Here is a 20,363-nt window from a genome sequence, read left to right as displayed (position 1 = left end):
CAGCCGGCTCACAAGCTTCGCGACCTCGAGCACCGTGTACTCGCGAGGATTTCCCAGGTTTATCACTTCGCCCAGCGCGCGCTCCGACGTCGCCGCTTTGAACAGACCGTCGACCAGATCGCTGACATAGCAGAACGACCGCGTCTGAGAACCATCTCCGTAGATGCTCATCGCTTGGCCGTGAAGCGCCTGATCCACGAACGCGGGGATCACGCGCCCGTCATGCGCGCGCATGCGCGGCCCGTATGTGTTGAAGATGCGCACGATCGTCGCGCGCAGTCCACGCGAGCGGATGTACGCCATCACGAGCGCCTCGCCAAAGCGCTTCGATTCGTCATACGGCGAGCGCGGGCCGATCGGATTGACATTGCCCCAATAGCTCTCGCGCTGCGGATGTTCGAGCGGATCGCCATACGTCTCGGAGGTGGATGCGAACAGCAGCCGGGCCTTGCACTGCATGGCGGCGCGCGCGCATGCATCGGTGCCGGCTGAGTTCGCGTTCATCGTCTCAAGCGGATGGGCGGCGTAGTCCACCGGGCTGGCCGGCGAGGCGAGATGCGCGATCAGATCGGGGCGTGCCGGTGCCAGCACGCCGTCTGCAAAGCCGGGTGCAGTGACATCGCCTTCGACGAACTGAAACGAGCTATTGCGTCGCGCGTGTTCGAGATTGGTGCGGTCGCCGGTGAGAAGGTTGTCCACTCCGACAACATCCCAACCCTCTTGGATCAGTCGATCGACGAAGTGCGAGCCGACGAAGCCGGCGGCGCCCGTCACCATCGCTCTCATCAGGCTCTCTGCCGGCCCTTTCGGCCGCGGCCGACGCCGATGTGCGTGAACCCTTGGTCCGCGAGCTGCGCCGGATCGTAGATGTTGCGCGCGTCGACGATCACGCGTCCGCGCATGCGCGCGCGCATCACCGAGAAATCGAGCTGCTTGTACTCGTTCCAGTCAGTGGCGACGACGACGGCGTCGGCATCTCGCACCGCATCTTGCCACGAAGCGGCGTAGTCGACCGATGCGCCGAGCGCGGCGCGAGCTTGCCCGACTGCTGCGGGATCGTGCACGCGTACTTCACAGCCGGCGTTGACGAGGGCGCTCGCAAGCGCCACAGCGGGCGATTCGCGGACGTCATCCGTTTCCGGCTTGAACGCGAGGCCGAGCACGGCGACGGCGCGCCCATCCAGTCCGTTGAGCGCTTGACCGAGCCGCTCCACGATCAGTCCGATCTGCCCGCGGTTGACGTCAAGGGCGGCGGCGAGCATATGCGCATCGATGCCGTGCGACGCGGCCAGATCGTGGAGCGCGCGCGCGTCTTTCGGGATGCACGAGCCTCCGAAGCCCAGTCCGGCGCGCAGGTATGTCTCGCCGATGCGCGAGTCGCTGCCGACACCTGCGACGATGTCTTCGATATCAGCTCCGACCTCGTCGCAGATCTGCGCGATCTCGTTGACATAGGACAGCTTGAGCGCCAAGAACGCGTTGGCTGCGAGCTTTATCAGTTCTGCAGCGCGTTCGTCCACGACGATGATGCGCGCATCGAGCGGCTTGTACAGCTCGCGCATGACCGCTTCGGCGCGCGCATCCGACGAGCCGATGACGATGCGGTCGGGATCCATGAAATCGGAGATAGCCGAACCCTCGCGCAAGAACTCAGGATTGGAGACCACGGTGACGTCGAAAGCTGCGGTCTTGGTCTGCTCGATGATCTCCCTGACCAGGCCGGCCGTCTCGACCGGCACCGTCGATTTGTTGACCACGATCTTCGGTCCGTCGAGCGCGCGCGCGATGGAGGCTGCCGCCGCACGAACCGCGCTGACATCCAGTCCGCCGTTCGCGCTGGCGGGCGTGCCGACGGCGACGAAGATCACATCGCGGCCGCGAACGGCTTTGGTGATGTCGGCGCTGAACTCAAGCCGGCCTGCGTGGCGGTTGCGTTCGACGAGTTCTGCGAGGCCCGGCTCGAAGACGGGAAGGCGGCCACCGGTGAGCGTCTCGATGCGCGCGGCGTCCACGTCGACGCACATCACTGAGTTGCCGAGCTCGGCAAGACACGCGCCGGTCACCAGGCCGACATACCCGGAACCGATGACGCCGATCGTGTGCATGGCGACGGCTTTAGCGCGCCGCGCGTCCAACCCTGGCTGGCGCGTCAGCGCGGCGTCGTGTCGAGCAGGCTTTCGTACAGCGCCACGTATGCGGCGCCGATCGACGTCCAATCATGGCGCGACTCGACTGACGCGCGCGCGGCCAGGCCAAGCGCCTGCGCGCGAACGCGATCAGAAGCGAGCTGCTCGATCGCCGCAGCGAATCTCTCCGCATCGCCGAGCGGCGCTAGTAGGCCGGTGCGGCCGTCCTCGATCAGCGCTCGAGCGCCGGCGTTGGCTGTCGAGATGCACGGCATGCCCGTCGCCATGGCTTCGAGCAGCGACATGCCGAAACTCTCGGACCACGACATGCTTACCAGCGCGTCAGCGGCCGCGTATTGCGCGCGCAGCGCGTTCTCGTCCAAGAATCCGGCGAATTGCACCGCATCGCCCAGGTCCAAATCGTCGCGCAGCGCGATCAGGTTCGCGCGTTGCGGGCCGTCCCCGGCGAGGATCAGACGCACCTCAGCGCGTGTTCGCGCGAGTGCGACCGCGCGCAGCAGCAGATCGATCCCCTTGCGCTGCACGAAATACGAAGCGGACAGCAGCGTGAACGGAGTTGTGCGAGCGGAGCGGTCGACCACGTCGAAACGGCGGTAGTCGATGCCGGCCGGGATAACGGTGATCGGCGATCGTATCCCGCGCGCCTGCAGATAGGCTCTTGTCTCATCGGTGATCGCCACCACTGCGTGTGCCGCGTTGAGGCAGCGGTCGGACAGGCGGTGTGTCAGCGCACCGATCAATCGGCGGCGGCGTGCACCGCGCATCGCCTGGACGGGCGCGTCGAACTCGCGGCGATACAGCGACCCGATGTCCTCAGCGGTGCCGCCAAGCATTTCATCGTGCGGCATCTGCACCGGACCGATCACGATGCGCGTGCGCGCCGGCACGCCCAGCGGCGTGTGGCGGAATAGGATGAGCGGGTTGAACGTGATCGGCGAGAAGGGCAGGACATGGTGGAGGATGTCGGGCACGTCGCGCCGCGTGATCGCGAGAGCGCTGCGCCAGTAGCCCGACATGAACGCTGCCGCCGTGCCCACCGAGAACAAATGCTGGCGGGCGACCGGCAGCACCTCGTGAACGGCGACGTTCGGGCCGAACGAGCCGTTGCGCAGCTCGCCGAGGACGACGTCGGCAGCGCACACGCGCGGCGCGACGTGCGCGATGATCTGGTAGGGCCAGCAAAATTCGCTGCCGCCGACGTCTGCGCCCGTGAAATAGTGCGCCGGCGCGAAGAGAACGCGCGCGTCACTCGCCCGCACGGCGCGCTCCTGGATCGAACATGATGCATGCGATCAGACCGAGCGCTGCGAGCAGCGAGAGGATCTCGCCTAACGCCAACTGGCGATCGACCGAGTACTCGAAGGTCACGCCGGCAGCATCAGGCGGCAGATCTGCAGCTGCGAAGTCGCCGAGGCTGCGCGAAGGCGCGCGGGCCGCGCGAGCATCGGGTGCTGGAGCCGTCGACCAGAGCGGCGACGCCGACATAGGCCCTGCGAGCGTGCCCGAGACTCGCCCCGATCCGGCCAGCATTGCTGGAAACTGACGGACGGTCTGCAACGGAAGAGTCGTAAAGGTGTCGTGTGCGCCGTCCGCCGCGACCGCAGCGGCCAGCGGTATGAGGATGGAGATTGTTCGAGTCGGCCGCGCGCGCGCCAATGCAGCCGGGTCGATCAAGCCGTGATAACTGGCCGGCACAAAAGCGGACGATTCGATGCTGATGTCCGCGGGTGGGCTCGCGCGCACACGAACGGTGCGCGGAACGTCTTCGGCCGGCAGCATGACGTGATAGTCACCCGGGCGCGAAACTCCTCGGATCTCGTAGCCGAACGCTCTGTCCTGCGTCCTCAGTAAGAGGTAGGGACGCGCCGCGCCGACGCGCCTGACCCGGATACCGACGTCGACGTACCCGGTCCAATCCGGTACATCCAGCAGGGCGCCGTACGGATCGACGACGACAGCGCCTTCTCGTTCGGGCACGAGGCCGTCCAGGCGAAGCGCGCCTTTCGACGCGAACAAAGTATCGCGCGGCGGACGCGCCGCGACGAGCGCTGGATCGCGCGCACCGCGGACGCCTGACGGCACGGGGACGAGCCATGCACCGGAAACGGCGCCGCGCGCCGTCATGCGGACGGGAGCTCTCAGGACGGGCCCTGCCGACACACCGTCGCGCACGGACGGGATCTGCAGAGCATTGACGCGCAGGCCTGCCAGCGCCGGGTCGGCGGAAAAGCGCATCACCCCGCCGACTTTGAACACGCTCAGCGCAGGGCCGTCGAACAGCGGCACGCCGAACGCGCCGAGCGCCGCGTAGGTCCGGATGGTCCGATACGCGACGTACGTGGGCGGATAGGCGAGCGATGCGCTCTCGTTGCGCAGCACCACCACATAGCCGATGCCCAGCGAGCGCAGCGCTCGCGCGAGCCGTTGGCTGTCGGACAACGAGCTGACACCATCGACGGCGATCTGCGCGAACCAGAGCGCGTCGATTGCCGGGTGCCGATCATCGGGCGGTATGAATCGATCCGGAATGGGTGTCCACAGCACGCGCGACGGAATCGGATCGGCGCTCAGGGTCTGCGCGAGGAGCGTTTCATCGGCAGCGGGTTGCTTGGGCCAATAGAGCTGCGTCTGCGCACCGGTGAAGATCGGTCGCGACGGCCACAGCGCGAGCACGATGAATGCGGCGACGGCCACCGCCTGCATCCAGCGCCGCGGCATCCATGCGACGATAGCGGCCGCGCCGGTGCCGAATGCGAGCGCGTAGCCCGGCAGCATCAAGACGGTGAACTTCGACGGGTCGCGGAACAGATGCACATACCACGTGTGCATGAAAAGCCAGACGTACACTGGACCGAACCAGGTGAGCGTGCCGGCCACAAACACCGCTCCGGCCGCGACAAGCGCGAGCATGACGCCGGCGCGCGGCCGCTGCTCCGGATCGCGCAGCATCACCCAGAATCCGACCACCACGGGTACGAGGAAGATCGCGAACTTCCAGCGCCACGTGTGCACGGCGTTGTCGTACCACAGCGGATGGTCGAAGGTGAGCGCTTGCGCGAGCGAGGTGAAGCTCAGGCGCGAAAGCCAACCGGCATCGCCGAAGTCCGATGGCGGCGAGAACTGCAAGTGGGAGGCCAGCGTCGGGATAAGTGTATACAACAGCAGCAGCGCGAGCGCCCCGCCGATCGCCGCTCCGCGCGCAAGCTGTCCGGCCAGCGAATCGCGTCGCAGCTCGATCGCGCACAGCGGGATCGCGGCCGTACACGCGAGCAGCGCGATCCGCACGTCGCACACGAATGCCAATCCCAGACACAGCGCCGCCAGCGCGGCGTCGCGTGCGCGGCCACCGGGCCGGACCGCGCGAACGCACGCTGCAAGCGCGATCGCCGACCACGCAGCGGACTCGGCAACGGTCATCTGCCCGCGTCCGATGATGACGTCGACATAGGCGTTGCAAGCGTAGAACGCCCCGGCCAACCAGCTCGCCAACACGCTAGTCACGTAGGTACGCGCGAAGATGTAACCGCCGGCCGCGAGCAACACGATGGTGGGGAACATCACGACGAGGCGGACCGCGAGGCCTGGCGAGGCGCCCAGGCGTGCGATTAACGCCATGAGGCTGATCATCGGATAGAAGTTGATCGAATCGCGATTGTCGGCGCCCAGATTCATGGTGAGGTCGAACACGCTGGGCGATGGGAACAACGCATGCAGCTGCGCCGCGGAGTACACCCGCCAATCCTGATCGGTGATCACACCGGGCAAGAACCAACGCCAGTGGATGGCCAAGACGACTGCGGCAAGCAGGGCAAGCGCCAGCGCGTCGGCGCGCCGGAGCGCGAACAGCCTCATGCCGCCGCTCGAGCGCGCAGCGCACCACCCGCCAGAGCTGCCGCGATGCAAAGCCAGGCGACAACCGCAAGCGTCCAGGCTGCCACAAGCCCTCCAACTCTTCCGTCGGAGATCGCGACGTCGCTCTCATCGCCGGCCGGCACGAGCCACCCGTTGGCATAACCGTCGACGCGGACATGGAGAAGATCGCGGCCGCCGGCCCGCGCACGCAGCGCCGGATCGAATTGCGTGTCGACGACGAGCATGCGATCGCTGCCGAGCGAGAGCGCCCGCGTCTGCACGGTTGGATCGCGCAACGCCGGCCCGAACAACGCGAAGCTGCCGCCTTCGACGCAGTCAAACGATTCTTCGCACAACGCGAGTTTGTACCGGGCGGCGCGGCGGTCGTAGACAAACCTCGCCGAGGGGCTCACCTGGATGTGCGCAAGTGCCGGCGCAGCGACGATGCTGGCGCCGCCTGCAAGCTCGACGAACGCAACGCCCGTGCCGCCGAAAAGGCTCGCCGTGACCGGCCCGTCGTGGGGGTCGACGAAGCGGCGGTCATCGAGTGGCGGCTCAATCTCAGACTCGTGTACGCCGAGCGCGCGCGCGTCGCGCGCGAAGACGAAGTCGTGCCCGCCGCCCAATGACGTCAATCCGTCGAGCCAATCGTCGGGCACGATGTCGACGTTGTCGATCGTGCGGTGCGCTGCGGGCACCGCATCGATCTGCTCGAGCGAATCGGTGGGGCTCGAGTAGACGCGCGTCGCGCGCAAAGCGCCTGCGCACATCGGCGATCTCAGTGGCCCCACCGGCGACACAGCCTCAGCGGAGCGCGCAAGGTCAAGCCGCTGCCAGATATAGCGCACGCGCATCGCGCGCAGGAGCGGCCCCGCGCACCCGAGCGGCAGCATACGCGCGACGGCTACCGGCCCGGTCGGGAAGTACTCCTCGACGATCGGATGAGCGCCCGCGCGGCCGAAGAACGGATCGAATCCGCCTGCGTCGCGCGCAGTGGCCTTCAGGAAGCGGCCGTTGGGCACGGGCCAGATCCGGTCGTCGCCCGGCATCGCAGCCAATGCATCGAATGCGGTGACGTGCGGGCGCAGGTCGCTGGCACCGAGCACCGTGTCGTACCGGGCTAAGCAGCCGACCGCGATCACGAGCAACGTCGCGCCCCAGACTGCGAACCGGACGAATGTGATACCGGTGGCACGCGCGGCGCCGATGACGTAGGCGACGGCCAGCAGCGCGATCAGGTCGTATAGCTCGCGGAAGACGGTGGCAGCCGGAACGTTCAGGAAGATATTGTCTGCCACGCTTTTCCATGGTAGATGATAGGAGCACACGACGGCGAGGATGGATGCCGCGCCCGCTGCGGCGATCCAGCCGGCTCGCCGCGAACCGGGGCGCACGAAAAGCCCAAGCCATGCCAGCGCGGCGAACGCGTAGCAGGCGACGGCGGCGGCGTGATGGAGGCCGATGGTCGCGAGCGCGTAGGATTGCGTGAAGTAGCCATCAAGTCGCAGCGCGAGCCGAAGCGGCGGACTTTGGATCAGTTCCCATGGACTGCGCGCCAAGAACTGGCCGTACACATCCGCACCCAACGCGTTGTGCAGCTCGAGGGCCAGCGGCGCTTGCGTGGCGGCGGCCAGCAGGCCAGCCGCGCACGCCGCAAGTGCGCCTCGCAGACCTGCGAGTACCGCGCCGGCCGCGATAAGTGCGACCAACGACACCGCGAATATCTGCAACTGAGGCGCTATCAGCGCGAGCGGTAGCGCGACTGCGCCGGCCGTGAACAGAATATTGCGATCCCGCGCTGACGTGATCGCCCACAATGCGAAGGGCAGTGCCGCATAGGCGAGCCAGACCGTCACCTGTCCGCTGACGATCTTATTGAACGCATATGGGCCGGCCGCGTAGGCTAATCCGATGAGGACTGCGCTCGCGCGATCGGCGCCGCAGAGCCGCGCTAGCGCTGCGGCCCCCACCGCCGCTGCGATGGTCGTCCAGAGAAGGAAGAACTTGAGAGCCGCGCTGCTGCCGAGAAGCGGCGCCGGAAGCGCCGCAAGGAAAAGCGCCGGATAGGCCGCCACATCGGTGTTCGGGCCGCCGAGCGAATCGAGCCGCGAGAAGCTTGTCCGCGAATGGAACAGATCGACGATCTGTGCGGCCACGGGCGACCACGCCCAATCGTGCGCGAAGTTCGGCGTGCCCGGGGAATAGAGAAACGACCGGTACGCGATCGCACAGAACACCGCGGCGGCTGCCGCGACCGCCAGAAGCTCACGTGAGCGAAGCATCAACGAATGGTCCGCGAAGGTTCCGACGCCTGCGTTCCGTCGTCCGCGGGCGGTTGCGGGAGATGCCACACGCCCTCGTTGAGAACCACGCCGGAATCACCCTCGACGAATTGGTGCGACATGATGGCGAGCAGCGCATCTGTCGCCGCATCCCATGAAAAGGTCGCGGCGCGCTCGACGGCGCCGCACGTCAGCGCTTCCCGGCGCTTTGTGTCGGTCAGGATGGCGGCAAGTGCGTCCGCAAGATCCTCGACCAGCGTGCCATGGTCCGGCACGATGATACCGCTGACGCCGTCGACGATCGCCTCGCGCAAACCTGGGACGTCGAACGCCACGGCGGGCGTGCCGCAGGCGTTGGCCTCGATCACCGAGATGCCCCATCCTTCCACCAACGATGCGGTCGCAAAGACCCACGCTTGCTGCAGCAGCTCGCGCTTGTGATCTTCGTCGACAAAGCCTTCGAAAGTCACCGATCCGCTCAGCTCCAGTTCGTCAGCGAGGGCGCGAAGCCGCGCCGCATCCTCTCCCCGCCCGGCGATCCGCAACTGCGCCCCTGGCACTTGTGCACGGAGGCGCGCAAACGCGCGCATGAGCAGATCGATACGCTTATACGGCTTCAGGCGGCCGAGATAGAGGATCGTGGGCTGAGCCGCCTTGGTCCCGGGCTGTAGAAGGTGGTCCACGCCGCTCGGTACCACGAAGATGGGGCGGCGCGTCAGGCGCAAGCGTTGCATCTCGTCGCGCGTGTTCTCCGAGATCGTGACGAACGTGACGTGGCGATAGACGAAGGGCATCACGCGGGTCTCGATCCACGCCATCAGCCACGACAGCGGCGGTCGCAGCTGCGTCAAGAAGACCTCGCGATGCACGTGGTACATCACGCACAGTTTCGCCTTCAACGAGAACATCGGCGAGAAGAACGGGATGCCGTTCTCGGAATCGATGATGAGGTCGAAGCGGTCGATGCAGGAGCGCAGATACTCGAGCGGCACCGCGAGGTACACGGTGAGCGCATTGCCGGTGCGCGTGATGGAGACGCCGTCGATGACCTCGTGACGCGGCGCGCCAGGGAACCCAGACGTGAGCCAGGCGACGGTTTGACCGCGTGCAACCAGGCGCCGAGCGATCTCATGCAGATAAAGCTCTGCTCCGCCTGCTTGCGGGTGGCGGATGTCGCGCCAGTTCAGGATCAGTATCCGCAAATGGTCGCGCATACGCAGCGGCTTTGTGGGCACGACGCGGTCGAGCCACGGCACGAACGGATGAAATGGAGAGTGGCGCAAGCGCAGGCGCACAAGCGCTGCGAGCATGAGCATCGAGCTCGGCACGACGCGCAAGCTTGAGCCCGTCCGGTCTTCCCAGACGGTCGGCATCTCGACGATGCGTCGACGCGACTGCGACAGCAGTAAGAGCAGATCGACGTCAAACGCGAAATTCGCCGTCTCGAGGCGATGGAGGATCGGGCGCAGTGCGTCTGCGCGGAACACCTTGGCGCCGCACTGCGTGTCGGAAAACGGCAGGCCGAACATCACGCGTACGAGCGCGTTGAACGTCCGGCTCGCGAAACGCCGCAGGCGGGTCTGCGGCACCCGCACCACCGACGCTTCGAGCCAGCGCGATCCGATCACCCCGTCAGCGTCGCCCAGCGCTTCGCACAGCCGGCGCATCTCCGTCGCCGACGTCGAACCGTCGGCGTCGACAAACCCGACGATCGGCGCGCGCGCGACCATCATACCGGCGCGCACCGCGCCGCCCTTTCCCACGGCCAGCGGCAGCGCGATGAGACGGACGTCGCCGCGGCCGTCGCACGCCGCGCGAACCCGTTCCTGCGTCGCATCCGTGCAGCCGTTGAGCACGACGATCAGCTCGGAGTCCTGGAATGACCCGAGATAATCGCTCACGACCGGTCCGATGCGGTCCTGCTCGTTATGCGCCGGAATGATGATTGAGTAGCGCGGGAGTGCCTCACTCATGGATGCTGCTGTCTCGCCGCTGGCCTTCCGGTATCCCTGCAATCAACGTATAGGTCGCAGTGGCGCATCCCGCCAGCAGCACGTAAGTCCCCGCGCTGGCGAGCGGAAGCGCGGCTACGTCATAGAGTCCTTGCGATGCCTCGTACAGAGCAAAGCCGGCGCAGACCAAGATGCCGCCGACGGTGATCGCGCTTCGCGTTAGCGCGTCGTCGCACCGCAGCCAGATGGCACCCGCCAGCGCCGCGACGAACGCTGCTACAGTTTGCGCTGCTTGCATCGCGCCGCTCTCATGGCCGGCCCCTAACGCGCGCACGGCGACGAGCGCGACAAGAGCAAGCGCAGTGAGAGCGATCAGGCCGGCGACCGCGCGCATCAGCTCCGTCGCTTCCACAGCAGAGATAGAAGATAGATCGTCAGCAGGGTGGCGCTCACGATTGAGATGCTCTGGCCGGCGACCGCGAGCCTGCGCGGCGCATACTCGATGTCCACAGTCCCGGGCCGGTCGACGTAATAGGCGTTGAACACGTCGTCGGCGGGCAAGTGGAGCAACGCTCCGCCCCGCGCGCGCGCGACCCACCCGGCGTCGTAACCCTGGCGGAACACGATCCATGCCGGCGCTGACGGTACCTCGGCGCGATAATGCAGACCCTCGAGCTGTGCAAAGGTGACGGGAATTGAGCGGACGTGCAACAGCGTCGGGGTCGCGAGCAATAGGCCGGATGCGCGCGGCGGCAACGGGGCATCACTTGTGCGGATGACGTGCGCTCCAGGCGTGAGCTTGCGCCCCGCATCGTAGATCCGGTCGTCGATGCGGATCTCCGGGGTTTGCGCGTGGTCGCGCGGACGGTAGGTGCACGTGCCCGCCTGAAGGGGCGACGCCGCGCTCAATCGCGTGACGACTTGCGCGACCTCATCAGGTCGTTGCGGGGGGGCGATGCCGACCAGGTATGAAGGCGTCTGCGCGAGCTCGTCCGCGCGCGCAAGGTCAACACCGGCGATCTCCCGCGCTCCCATGAGCAGCATGGGAGCGCGCGCTGTCCATCGACTGCCCGGCACAGCGAAGTCCAACGCCGAAGCCGGCAGCGCCGCGCACGCAGCGACGAGCCGGCCAGCGGGGGCCGCAATGCGAACGTTGTTTTCGAAGACGACGTCTGACTTGAGCGCGCTTCGCTCGATGTCTAGCGAGAGATGAAGCGACTCGTGCGCGCCGGCAGGCGCAACTGCGAGCGCGATGCCGGTCAGTATGAAATCGTCGGCCGGCGCCGGATGCGGATACGCGATCATCAACGATGAGGCATTGGGACGCGCGCGGGCGGCGTCAGTCTGCCCTGCCGCGTTTTCGAGCGCGATGTACGATTGGACATCGACGGTACGGGTCTGCGGCTCGATCGGCAGGACGACGCATGATACCTCGCCTTGTCCGTCGCGGAGAACGAGGCCGATCCACGAGGGGGCGGGTCCATCAAGTTTCCGCCACTCAAGCAGCGGTTTGCCGAACAGTGGCGCCTCGAATGGCGGCCGGATCAGCGCGCCAGCCGGCGCGCCGCATGGCGTGCGTGAGGATGCGCTCGCTCCTACGGAGATATTGGCGTCAAGCAGCGGAACGCGGGCGATCGGCGACGCGGCGCCTATGGGGAAGGGCGACAGCTCCACAGGTTCGGTCACGGTGAAGCTCTCGCGTGCCAGGGTCGGCTGCAACGAGTCGAAGATCGGTGCCGGCCACTCACCGGCGATCGCCGGCGCGCCGCCCAGCTCGACGTCGCCACCGGTGGTCGTGATCGCCACACGACCTCGATAGACGATTTGATCGCCCGTGTCGGCATGTGCGACGGTGCTGCCGTCGAGCGTCGCGCTGAGCAGCTGCGTACCGATGTCCGGGTGGCTGATGGTCAATCTGATGTCATGCCATTGCTGGTCGCGCAGCGGCAGCTGCGATACCGCCAGTACCGTCGGCTTCCCATAACGATATCGCACGAGGCGCGCGTCGCGGGCCCATTCGAGAGCATACCCATCTGCACAACCCATTCCCGTCCACTGGTCCTCGGCACAGTAGATCGTCAGCGAAAATCGCGAGACGCCGCCGGACGGTTTGACGCGCGTGGAGAGCGTCACCACCGATGAAGGACCGGCCGCGGGCTGCGCGATCATGCTGTCGCTCGGGAAAAAACCTCGAGCGGCTGAAAGCGTGAGCCCGCCATCCGCCGCACGTTCGGCGCCGACGAGGCCGATATCGGTCGCACCATACGCGAGCACGGCAAGCGCGTCACCTCCGTACCATAGATGCGACGAGGTGCGTGCGCCGGGCGTCGAGTCGCCTAGGTCGACGTCAACGACGTCCGGCGGCGGGCTAGCGGAAGAGGAAAGGGTCAATGTCGGCGCGTCAAGCGCGCCCTCCGGAAGCGCTGCGTTCTTGAAGTGCCGCAGGTCGGCCGGCGAGGCATCGCGCATGAGAATCGCGGCGCTAGACCCCGTCACCAGCGGGAGCGGATCTTTCACGCGGTACACGTCGATGCCGCCGAACTTGCGGTCGAACGCGAGCCACGGCAAGCGGTCGAGCGAGGTCGCGACATGGGCGCGCGGCGTCCAGCCGGCGGCGAATGCCTGGTCGTCGATTCTCTCGTCCGGAACGACGAAATACCCGACGTCTAGATCGCGCATGAGCCAGCCTGAATACGGCTGCTCGATCCAGCCTAGCCCCCACGTGTTGTCTTCATTATTGTTGGTGTAATAGTAGAGCGGACCGGGAAGGTCGGCCAGCGCTTCGACAATCGGATGCTCGCGCGTTCGCACGTGAAACGTCGCGCGTCGCGGCATCCATACGACGCGTGAGAAGCGCGTATCGTTGGTGATATATTCTATGAGCTCGGTATACTCGGGTGGAACGTCGCGCGCGCGGATCGCCCCGCCGATCTGGCGCGAGAAAGCATAGCCGTGCGCGGCGAGGACCAGCGCGATCGCGGCGATTGGAAAGACGCGCGCGAAGCGCGGGAAGACGCCTCCGAGCAGGACCGTCGCGTAGCCGATCAGCGCCGCCTCCGCGAAGACGATGACGCCAGCGAATTTGCTTGGGTCGCGGAAGCCGTACATGCCGGGCACGTGCCGGAATATCCACGTGCTTAGCTCTGAGAACGGTGGGCGTGCGCCTTTCATGAGCATGGCGAACAGCAACGCCATGCCGGTAAGCCCCACGACCCACGGTCGCCGAGGACGCAGCAATATCGGCATGAGCGCAAGCGCGAACAAGACGATATACGGAAGCACCGGCGGGTAGGCGGTCCCATAGCCGGGCATCTTCCATTGATGGTACAGCGTCAGCGCTTCGGGCAGCGTGAAATAGCTGAGCACGTCGAACCAGCCGCGCGCATCAAATCCTGGGGGCAGCTTCGGCTCGAGCTTGTGGTAGTATAGCGAGGGAAGCACCCACGCCGCATGCACGAACAGGACGGCCGCGACGATCGATCCACCTATGCCCGCCAACGACGGCAATGCGCGCAGGTGCTGGAGCGCGAGATAGCCGGCTCCCATCATGAGCCCGACGAGCACGGCGACGTATGCGATTCTAAGATCGTACGCCAACATCGCTCCGAAGACGGCGATCATACCGGCGACGCGGGGAGGCGTGACCCCACGCATGAGTTTGATGAAGAGCAAGGCGAACACCGGCAGCAGGCCGGCCGCGACGAATATCGACACCTGGCCGAGCCCCAAGATGCGCAGGCCGTAGCCGTTGAAGATCGAGAAGGCGCTCGCGACGATCGCCGCGGTTCTGCTGTGCGTCAGCTCAAGCGTGAGCGCGTACGTTCCCGCGAGGCAGATGATGAACGCCGGCACGAAATAGACGGCGCGCTCGAAAACTTCGAATGGGATGTGCGCGAGCGAGGCGAGCCCGCACAGTACATCCAGTAGGAAGCCCGGCAGTGACGCGGCGGAACTAAAGCCGACGCCGTTGTATGCGATCCAGCCCTCGCGCATAGGCCAAAAGTCTGCCATCGTCTGCGGTGCGAGATATGGCCAGTCCGCGAAGGCGATCGTCCGCAGCGAGAACAGCCAGTCTCGGAATATCCAAGCCGCGGGTATGAGGACGAGCGACCACAAGAGAACCAGGTACCAGTCGATACGGCGCACGGACCGATGGGTTCGTGTCGGCGCACATCGAATACTCTCGGCGCTTTGCGGCACTGTATGAATATCAGTATCTTGATCCCGGCGCGCGACGAGGCCGCCAACATCGGCCCTCTGCTCGAGTCGCTGCTCGCAGCGGACCTTGGCGTGCACGCATTGACCGAAATAGTAGTCTACGACGATATGTCGACCGATCAAACGGCGACCATCGTCGAGGAGATCGCTACCCGTGCGCCCAGGGTTCGGGTCATCCGCGGCACCATGCGGGTCGGCTGCGCCGGCGCAGTCACACATCTGCTGAAGGCCGCACGGGGCGACGCGATACTGCGCATCAACGCGGATGTGCGCGTCTGCGACGGCGCAATCCGGCTCTTAGCCGATGCGATCGAGAGCGGGGCGTCCCTAGCGGTCGGCGCACAAGAGCCGCTGCTCAGGCGAATCACCGTGCCGGCACTGGCATCGTCCTTCGCCTTTGCCGTCATCGAGCGGCTCAAGGCCGGCGAGTATCTCCGCCACTATGCGGTAGGACATCTCCTCGCTTTCGCCCGCGACACGATTGCCGACGCCGAGCTTCCACCCGAGATCATCAACGATGACCATTACCTCGCGATGCACATCTTCCGCAAAGGAGGGACGATCGTGTACGTCCCCGAGGCCCGCTGTCAGCTCAACCCCGCTACGACGTTTGCCGACTACTGGCGCGTCTCGCGGCGCGTGCTCGAGGGAGAACGCCAACTACGGCGCGGCTACGGGGTCGAGGCGACTCCCTTCCACGTACTCGCAAGCGCCGTCTTGGCGACCGCGGCGCGCAAGCCCGCGCGCGCCGCGTGCTGGGCCCTGATGTATACGATTTCGAGCAGCCTGCCTAGCCCGGTCCGGAATTCGGCGTGGGAGACCGTTCGGTCGACCAAGACGCGGATCGCGTGATGTCCTCTCCGCGCACCGTGCGCTTCCCAGTGAGAAGCCCGAGTGTCAGACCGGCCGCATACGCCGCATGATGGATGATAAGGCCCAACGGAGTCAATAGCCGTACCCGCCAATCGTCCGACGGCGTGCTCCCCAGCAGCGCGAGCGCCGTGTACGCGCACGCCGCTGCGCCAAGCGCCACTGCGACCGGCACTCCGGAGAAGGGCAGCAGCGCAAAGCCGAGCACGCCGGCCAGAAACGCGAACGGGCCGGCAAAGGCGAGCCGCCTCGAGCGCGAGTCCTTGGCGCGTATGAAACAGCCGCGCGAGCGTCCGACGTTGTAGATCTGCCACGCGTGCGCCGGCCACAACGGCCGGCGGTAGTGAAAGACGAAAAGGCGCGGGTCGTAGCGCAGCAAACCGCCTCGATCGGCAAGCCGCGCGCACAGCGTCGTATCCTCACCGCCGTACCAGTTCGTCGCCCACCCGCCGACGGACGTGAGCCACGGCCGGCGCACGAACATATCATAGGCGGGAAAATCGTCGCAGTCGCGCGCGGCTTCCAATACGAATCGGAAGCGCAAGGGACCGCTACCCGCGGGTGACCCAAGCACGGCCGAGCTCACTCGTTCCCAAAAGGTCTGATCGTCGGGCATCAACCCAGGGCCGCCGGCCCCTGCTGCATCCGGGTGTTGATCCAATACGGCGGCGGCTTCATCGAGCCACTGCGGTGGAGGATACGCGTCATCGTCGAGATAGGCGTAGACGCCGGCATCAGGGCACGCGAGAGTCGCGAGGTCGCGCTTGGCGCCCGGACCGGTCAGTCCGCCGGCGCCGGTGACGACGTTGATGAAATGCTGATCGTGCGGAAGCTCAAGCGGGTCGTCGGAGACCACGCAGATAGTGCGCGGCTCGTACGTCAATCGCGAGCACGCTTCCAGACATCGCGCTAGGCGTTCGTGATACCGCGCCACGGGTATCACGACCACGAACCGTTGTGTGGTCAAATCGTCGGCCGTTCCCCCGGCTTTGCCCCAGGCGCGTAGTTATGTCGCAACGCGACACCGCCCTGCGCGGTAGGCAGGCGCCGCCGCGGGTCCGAACCCTGACGGTCATGGCAGTCGCGAAGGTTGCGGAGCCTTCTCAGAGCTTTCTAAACAGACCGTCGGCCCACGTCACGGCGTCGACCCTTGCCGTCATGCTCGCGACGCTTGCCAGCATGCTCCTCGGCTTCGCGCGCGAGGTCGTCAACGCGAAGTACTTCGGCGAGGCGTGGGAGTACGACGCGTTCATCGTCGCGGCCATCATCCCCACCTTGGTGTTCGGCGTTTTCAACGGTGCGCTGGTAAGCGCGCTGGTGCCCGTCTTCAGCGATTACTTCGCCTCGAAGCGCGAAGGCGAAGCGTGGCGGCTCTCAAGCACCGTCATCAACGTGCTGCTCATCCTACTGGTCGCTTGCGCTGCGCTCGGGTGGCTCGCGGCCCCGTGGATCGTCAAGCTCGTCGCGAACGGTTTCTCGCCCGATCATGCGGCCGTGACGGTCCGCATGACGCGCATCTTGATGCCGACGATCATCGCGACGTCGATCGCCGGCGTGCTCCAGGCGGTGCTCAACGCACAGCAGCGCTATCGAGCAGCGGCGCTCCAAGGTATTGCGCTCAACGTATTGACGATTCTCGGGGTGCTGCTGTTCTTCAACCAGTACGGCATCTACGCGCTGGTCTTCGGCACCGCCGCGGGAATCGTTGCCCAGCTGCTCGTGCAAGTGCCGAGCTTCTTGCGGCGCAACCGCTACCTGCCGGTCATCGATCTCAAACACCCGGGCATCAGCGCGCTGTTCGTGATCTTAGGGCCGATCATCGTCGGCTCCGCCGTCGGCCAAGTGAACCTGCTGGTCGACAAGTACTTCGGCTCGCACCTGCCGGCCGGCGCGATCGCCGCGATGAACTACGCCACCAAACTCGTCGGCTTCCCGCAGCAGTTGTTCGCCGTGGCGATCGCAACGGTCATCTTCCCGATCCTGTCGGCGCAGTTCGCGACGCGCGAGACCGCCGCGCTGCGCCAAACCGCATCGACCGGCTTGCGCATGACCGCGCTCATCACGATCCCCGCGGCGGCTGGACTCATCGTGCTCGCGCAGCCGATCCTGAGCGTGCTCTTCGAGCGCGGCGCGTTCACCTATGGAGACGTCGTGCGCACCGCCGGCGCGCTGCAATACTACGCGGTCGGCCTCCTCGGCATCGCCGCGAGCATCGTGCTCACGCGCTGCTTTTTCGCGATGCGCGACTCGCGCACGCCCGTGATCGTGGCGATCGGCGTGATGGCGCAAAACGTCGTGCTCTCGGCACTGCTGGTCGGGCCCTATGGCGTCAATGGTCTGGCGGCCTCGAACTCGATGTCGTCGTTGACCGAGGCTCTTGTGCTGTTCTGGCTGCTGCATCGCCGCATCGGACCCGTCGACGAAGGCGGCGACCTCATCGGCTCATGCATCCTGCGCGTCGGCATCGCATCGGGCGCGATGGCCGCCGCGGCCTGGCTCGTGCACCGGCTGCTCTGGCACGATGCCGGCACGCTGTTCCAGCACGCGACGACGCTCGCCGTCGCCATCCTGGTCGGCGGCGTCGTCTTCCTCGCTGTCGGCACCGCGCTGCGCGTCCGCGAACTCGCGATGCTGCTCGCGATGGGTGCTGAATACGTCGAGCGGCGCGCTGCGTCTGCCGCTGCGCAGCGGTGAGCGCGCCGAACCTCTCCATATGAAGATAGCCGTCATCGGTGCGCCCGGGCAGTTCGGCAGCGATCTGGTGCGGCTCGCTCGCGAGCGCCGACTTGGGGTCATCGCGCTATCACACCAGGACTGCGACGTGCGCGACCGCGCTTCGCTCGACCGTGCGCTGGCGGACATCGGCCCGGGTGACGCCGTCGTCAACACCGCGGCCATGAACAAGACCGAAGATTGCGAGCTGCTGCCGGCAGCGACCGTCGAGGTGAACGTGCACGGCGCATACCATGCGGCATTGGCGGCCGCCGCCCGCGGCGCGACACCGGTGTACATCAGCACCGACTACGTCTTCGACGGCACCAAGAAGACCCCGTACGTCGAAAGCGACCCGACGTTGCCGCTCTCCGTCTATGGGTCGAGCAAGGCCGCCGGCGAAGCGCTGGTGCGCCTCAACAAACAGCACTACATCATGCGCGTGAGCAGCCTGTTCGGTGTCGCAGGCAACCGCGGCAAAGGCGGTAACTTCGTCGAGACGATGTTGGTGCAGGGCCAGCGCGGCGAGAGCCCGCGCGTCGTCGATGACATCGTCTCGTCGCCGACCTCCACCGCAGACGCCGCTGCTTTGCTGCTCGACCTCTTGGAACGGAAGGCGCCCACCGGCACCTATCATCTTTCCAACGAGGGTGCGGTTTCGTGGCGCGAGTTCGCCGACGAGATCTTCGCGCAATGCCGCATGCGGGTGCGTGCGGAGCCGATCCGGATCAAGGATCTGCCGATGGGTGTGCGCCGGCCCGCCTACTCGGCGATGACCAGCGAGAAACTCGGCGCGCTTGGCCTCAAGGCGCGGCCGTGGCGCGAAGCGCTGAGCGATTACTTGAAAGCGAAGGGCCATGTCAAGTAGGCCGCGGCGCTGGACCGAGACGCTCGACGGCATCCGCTGGTTGCCCCGGCTCATCGACAAGGCGCGTATGGCGCAGCGCGGAGAGCTCGGAGCGTATTTGTTCGGCCACTCGCCGGTCGACATCGGCATGTTGCGCAGACTGGGGCTGACGACAAGCCAGTTCGCCGATATCGTCGCTGCGAATCCGGACGACGCCGGCGTGCTTGAGGAGTTGCGGCAGCGCGGCTTTGACGAAGAGCGATTACAGCGGTGGTCGAGACTACTTCCGGCGCGTCATCCGTGGATCATCGGGCTGATCGATCGCGACGAGGATTACGTGGCGCACGGGCCGTGGTTCGTGCTCATCGCTCCGTTCAGAGCGACCGAAGGCTTTTGGATGGGCTTGGTCCGTCGAGTGATGAAGGCGCCCTAGCGCCGACGGCCGCATCGAGCGGCACCACATCCCAGATCGAGCGCTCGCCCGCGTGCGTGGACAGGATCTCCTCGAGCAGCGTCATCCATTTGATGTTGTAGTAGCGCGGATGCGCCAGCTCCGAAGGATCCTGCAGCGGCAACGCCTTGAGCATGCGCTCGATCGACTCGAGCACGGTCACGTGCGGCGTGAAACCCAGCTTCTCCGTGAGCTTGCCGTTGGCGCAGCGGTAGTCGCGGTTGATCTTCGGCAGCGGCGCGTCCTCGAGCCGAACGGTCTTATCGTGCAGCAAGAGCGAGCCGGCCACCAGCATCGCGAGCTGGCGGATCTGGAAATTGCCATGTACGACGTTGAAGATCTGGCCGCCGACGTCCGCAGGGTCAGCGCTAAGGCAGAGCACGTGCGCTCGTGCGACATCCGTGATGTCGACGAGCGGCCGCCACATCCAGCCGCCGCCGTGCAGGAACAGCGTTCCTCGCAAGAGCGCGTCCTTGATGAACGTATTGACGACCAGGTCGAGGCGCATGCGCGGGCTGTAGCCGTACACCGTGCCTTGGCGCAAGATGGCGGGGGCGAAATCCGCGTCGGCGATGCTCAGCAGCGACTGTTCTGCCGCGAATTTGGACAGCGAGTATGCACCGCGCGGCTTGACCGGCGCGGTCTCGTCGAATAGGCCGTCTCCCAGACCGTCGTAGATCGAAGCGCTCGATCCGAAGGTGAAGCGCGTGATGCCGCGCTGCTTGCATGCGACCGCGAGGTGCGCGGTCGCATCGGCGTTCATCTGCCAGTTCGCGTCGGGATTATATTCGGCCGTGGGATCGTTCGAAAGGCCAGCGAGGTGCGCGACGCCGTCGATCCCGTCGAGGACCCTCGGATTGATCGCGCGGACGTCTTCGTGCACGATCTCGACGCGCCCGCGCAGGTGCTCTAGCGGCGTATAGCCCCAGTACAAGCGGTCGAGCACGCGCACCTGATGGCCGGCCGCGAGCAGCTGCTCGCAGAGCACGGCGCCGATGTAGCCGGCACCACCAGTCACGAGGATCTTCAACG

14 protein-coding genes are annotated in these 20,363 nt (G+C 66.2%); 4 read left to right on the top strand and 10 right to left on the bottom strand.

The features are described 5' to 3' along the window. The 8 genes from VKF82_12260 to VKF82_12225 all read right to left on the bottom strand — a co-directional run. The coding region (locus VKF82_12260) for an NAD-dependent epimerase/dehydratase family protein (GenBank protein HME82828.1) at positions 1-786 on the bottom strand (786 nt) is incomplete at its 3' end. Further along, on the bottom strand, positions 786-2,105 hold the full coding sequence (locus VKF82_12255; GenBank protein HME82827.1) for a UDP-glucose/GDP-mannose dehydrogenase family protein: 1,320 nt from the start codon (positions 2,103-2,105) through the stop codon (positions 786-788). The genes VKF82_12255 and VKF82_12260, both read right to left, overlap by 1 nt. 44 nt (positions 2,106-2,149) lie before the next feature. Beyond that, the gene (locus VKF82_12250) at positions 2,150-3,406 is read right to left on the bottom strand and encodes a glycosyltransferase family 4 protein (protein HME82826.1); all 1,257 of its coding nucleotides are present in this window, start codon (positions 3,404-3,406) and stop codon (positions 2,150-2,152) included. Continuing rightward, positions 3,393-5,999, bottom strand: a complete 2,607-nt coding sequence (locus tag VKF82_12245) for a hypothetical protein (protein ID HME82825.1) — start codon at positions 5,997-5,999, stop codon at positions 3,393-3,395. Before VKF82_12245 ends, VKF82_12250 begins: the two co-directional genes overlap by 14 nt. After that, entirely contained in the window at positions 5,996-8,281 is a 2,286-nt protein-coding gene (locus VKF82_12240) for a hypothetical protein (GenBank protein HME82824.1), read from the bottom strand. The genes VKF82_12245 and VKF82_12240 overlap by 4 nt, the downstream gene beginning before the upstream one ends. Further along, positions 8,281-10,254 (bottom strand): glycosyltransferase, encoded by a 1,974-nt coding sequence (locus VKF82_12235; protein HME82823.1) that lies wholly within the window; start codon positions 10,252-10,254, stop codon positions 8,281-8,283. The genes VKF82_12240 and VKF82_12235 overlap by 1 nt, the downstream gene beginning before the upstream one ends. After that, positions 10,247-10,627 carry a hypothetical protein gene (locus tag VKF82_12230; GenBank protein ID HME82822.1) on the bottom strand — a complete coding sequence of 127 codons (381 nt, stop codon included), beginning with the start codon at positions 10,625-10,627 and terminating at the stop codon, positions 10,247-10,249. The genes VKF82_12235 and VKF82_12230 overlap by 8 nt, the downstream gene beginning before the upstream one ends. Further along, positions 10,627-14,379 (bottom strand): hypothetical protein, encoded by a 3,753-nt coding sequence (locus VKF82_12225; GenBank protein HME82821.1) that lies wholly within the window; start codon positions 14,377-14,379, stop codon positions 10,627-10,629. Before VKF82_12225 ends, VKF82_12230 begins: the two co-directional genes overlap by 1 nt. 57 nt (positions 14,380-14,436) lie before the next feature. Here VKF82_12225 and VKF82_12220 point away from each other — a divergent pair, with 57 nt between their 5' ends. Further along, positions 14,437-15,303, top strand: a complete 867-nt coding sequence (locus VKF82_12220) for a glycosyltransferase (protein ID HME82820.1) — start codon at positions 14,437-14,439, stop codon at positions 15,301-15,303. On the opposite strand, the gene VKF82_12215 is transcribed toward VKF82_12220, so the two are convergent. Then, entirely contained in the window at positions 15,242-16,288 is a 1,047-nt protein-coding gene (locus VKF82_12215; GenBank protein ID HME82819.1) for a glycosyltransferase family 2 protein, read from the bottom strand. The two genes, VKF82_12220 and VKF82_12215, sit on opposite strands and share 62 nt — an antisense overlap. Positions 16,289-16,395: 107 nt before the next feature. Between VKF82_12215 and murJ the strand changes: the two genes are divergently transcribed. From murJ to VKF82_12200, 3 genes are read left to right on the top strand one after another with little or no spacing between them, the layout of a single operon-like run. Then, positions 16,396-18,015 carry a murein biosynthesis integral membrane protein MurJ gene (murJ, locus tag VKF82_12210; GenBank protein HME82818.1) on the top strand — a complete coding sequence of 540 codons (1,620 nt, stop codon included), beginning with the start codon at positions 16,396-16,398 and terminating at the stop codon, positions 18,013-18,015. A gap of 19 nt (positions 18,016-18,034) precedes the next feature. Further along, positions 18,035-18,901, top strand: coding sequence for a dTDP-4-dehydrorhamnose reductase (gene rfbD, locus VKF82_12205; protein HME82817.1), 867 nt, complete (start codon positions 18,035-18,037; stop codon positions 18,899-18,901). Then, the gene (locus VKF82_12200; GenBank protein HME82816.1) at positions 18,891-19,313 is read left to right on the top strand and encodes a DUF5069 domain-containing protein; all 423 of its coding nucleotides are present in this window, start codon (positions 18,891-18,893) and stop codon (positions 19,311-19,313) included. The genes rfbD and VKF82_12200 overlap by 11 nt, the downstream gene beginning before the upstream one ends. Here the strand turns inward: VKF82_12200 and VKF82_12195 are convergent. Continuing rightward, positions 19,255-20,361: an SDR family oxidoreductase gene (locus VKF82_12195; GenBank protein HME82815.1), complete on the bottom strand. Its 1,107-nt coding sequence runs from the start codon at positions 20,359-20,361 to the stop codon at positions 19,255-19,257. The two genes, VKF82_12200 and VKF82_12195, sit on opposite strands and share 59 nt — an antisense overlap. Between the last annotated feature and the right edge of the window lie 2 nt (positions 20,362-20,363).

The organism is Candidatus Eremiobacteraceae bacterium (assembly GCA_035314825.1).
In the GTDB taxonomy this organism is placed as follows: Bacteria; Vulcanimicrobiota; Vulcanimicrobiia; order Eremiobacterales; family Eremiobacteraceae; genus JAFAHD01.
This window is presented reverse-complemented; position numbering and strand designations above follow the sequence as displayed.

Bases quoted from the DNA above. Each gene is read 5' to 3' on its own strand.
- VKF82_12255 (HME82827.1), bottom strand. From the start codon at position 2,105: ATGCACACGATCGGCGTCATCGGTTCCGGGTATGTCGGCCTGGTGACC.
- VKF82_12240 (HME82824.1), bottom strand. From the start codon at position 8,281: ATGCTTCGCTCACGTGAGCTTCTGGCGGTCGCGGCAGCCGCCGCGGTG.
- VKF82_12245 (HME82825.1), bottom strand. From the start codon at position 5,999: ATGAGGCTGTTCGCGCTCCGGCGCGCCGACGCGCTGGCGCTTGCCCTG.
- rfbD (HME82817.1), top strand. From the start codon at position 18,035: ATGAAGATAGCCGTCATCGGTGCGCCCGGGCAGTTCGGCAGCGATCTG.
- murJ (HME82818.1), top strand. From the start codon at position 16,396: ATGGCAGTCGCGAAGGTTGCGGAGCCTTCTCAGAGCTTTCTAAACAGA.
- VKF82_12220 (HME82820.1), top strand. From the start codon at position 14,437: ATGAATATCAGTATCTTGATCCCGGCGCGCGACGAGGCCGCCAACATC.
- VKF82_12235 (HME82823.1), bottom strand. From the start codon at position 10,254: ATGAGTGAGGCACTCCCGCGCTACTCAATCATCATTCCGGCGCATAAC.
- VKF82_12230 (HME82822.1), bottom strand. From the start codon at position 10,627: ATGCGCGCGGTCGCCGGCCTGATCGCTCTCACTGCGCTTGCTCTTGTC.
- VKF82_12200 (HME82816.1), top strand. From the start codon at position 18,891: ATGTCAAGTAGGCCGCGGCGCTGGACCGAGACGCTCGACGGCATCCGC.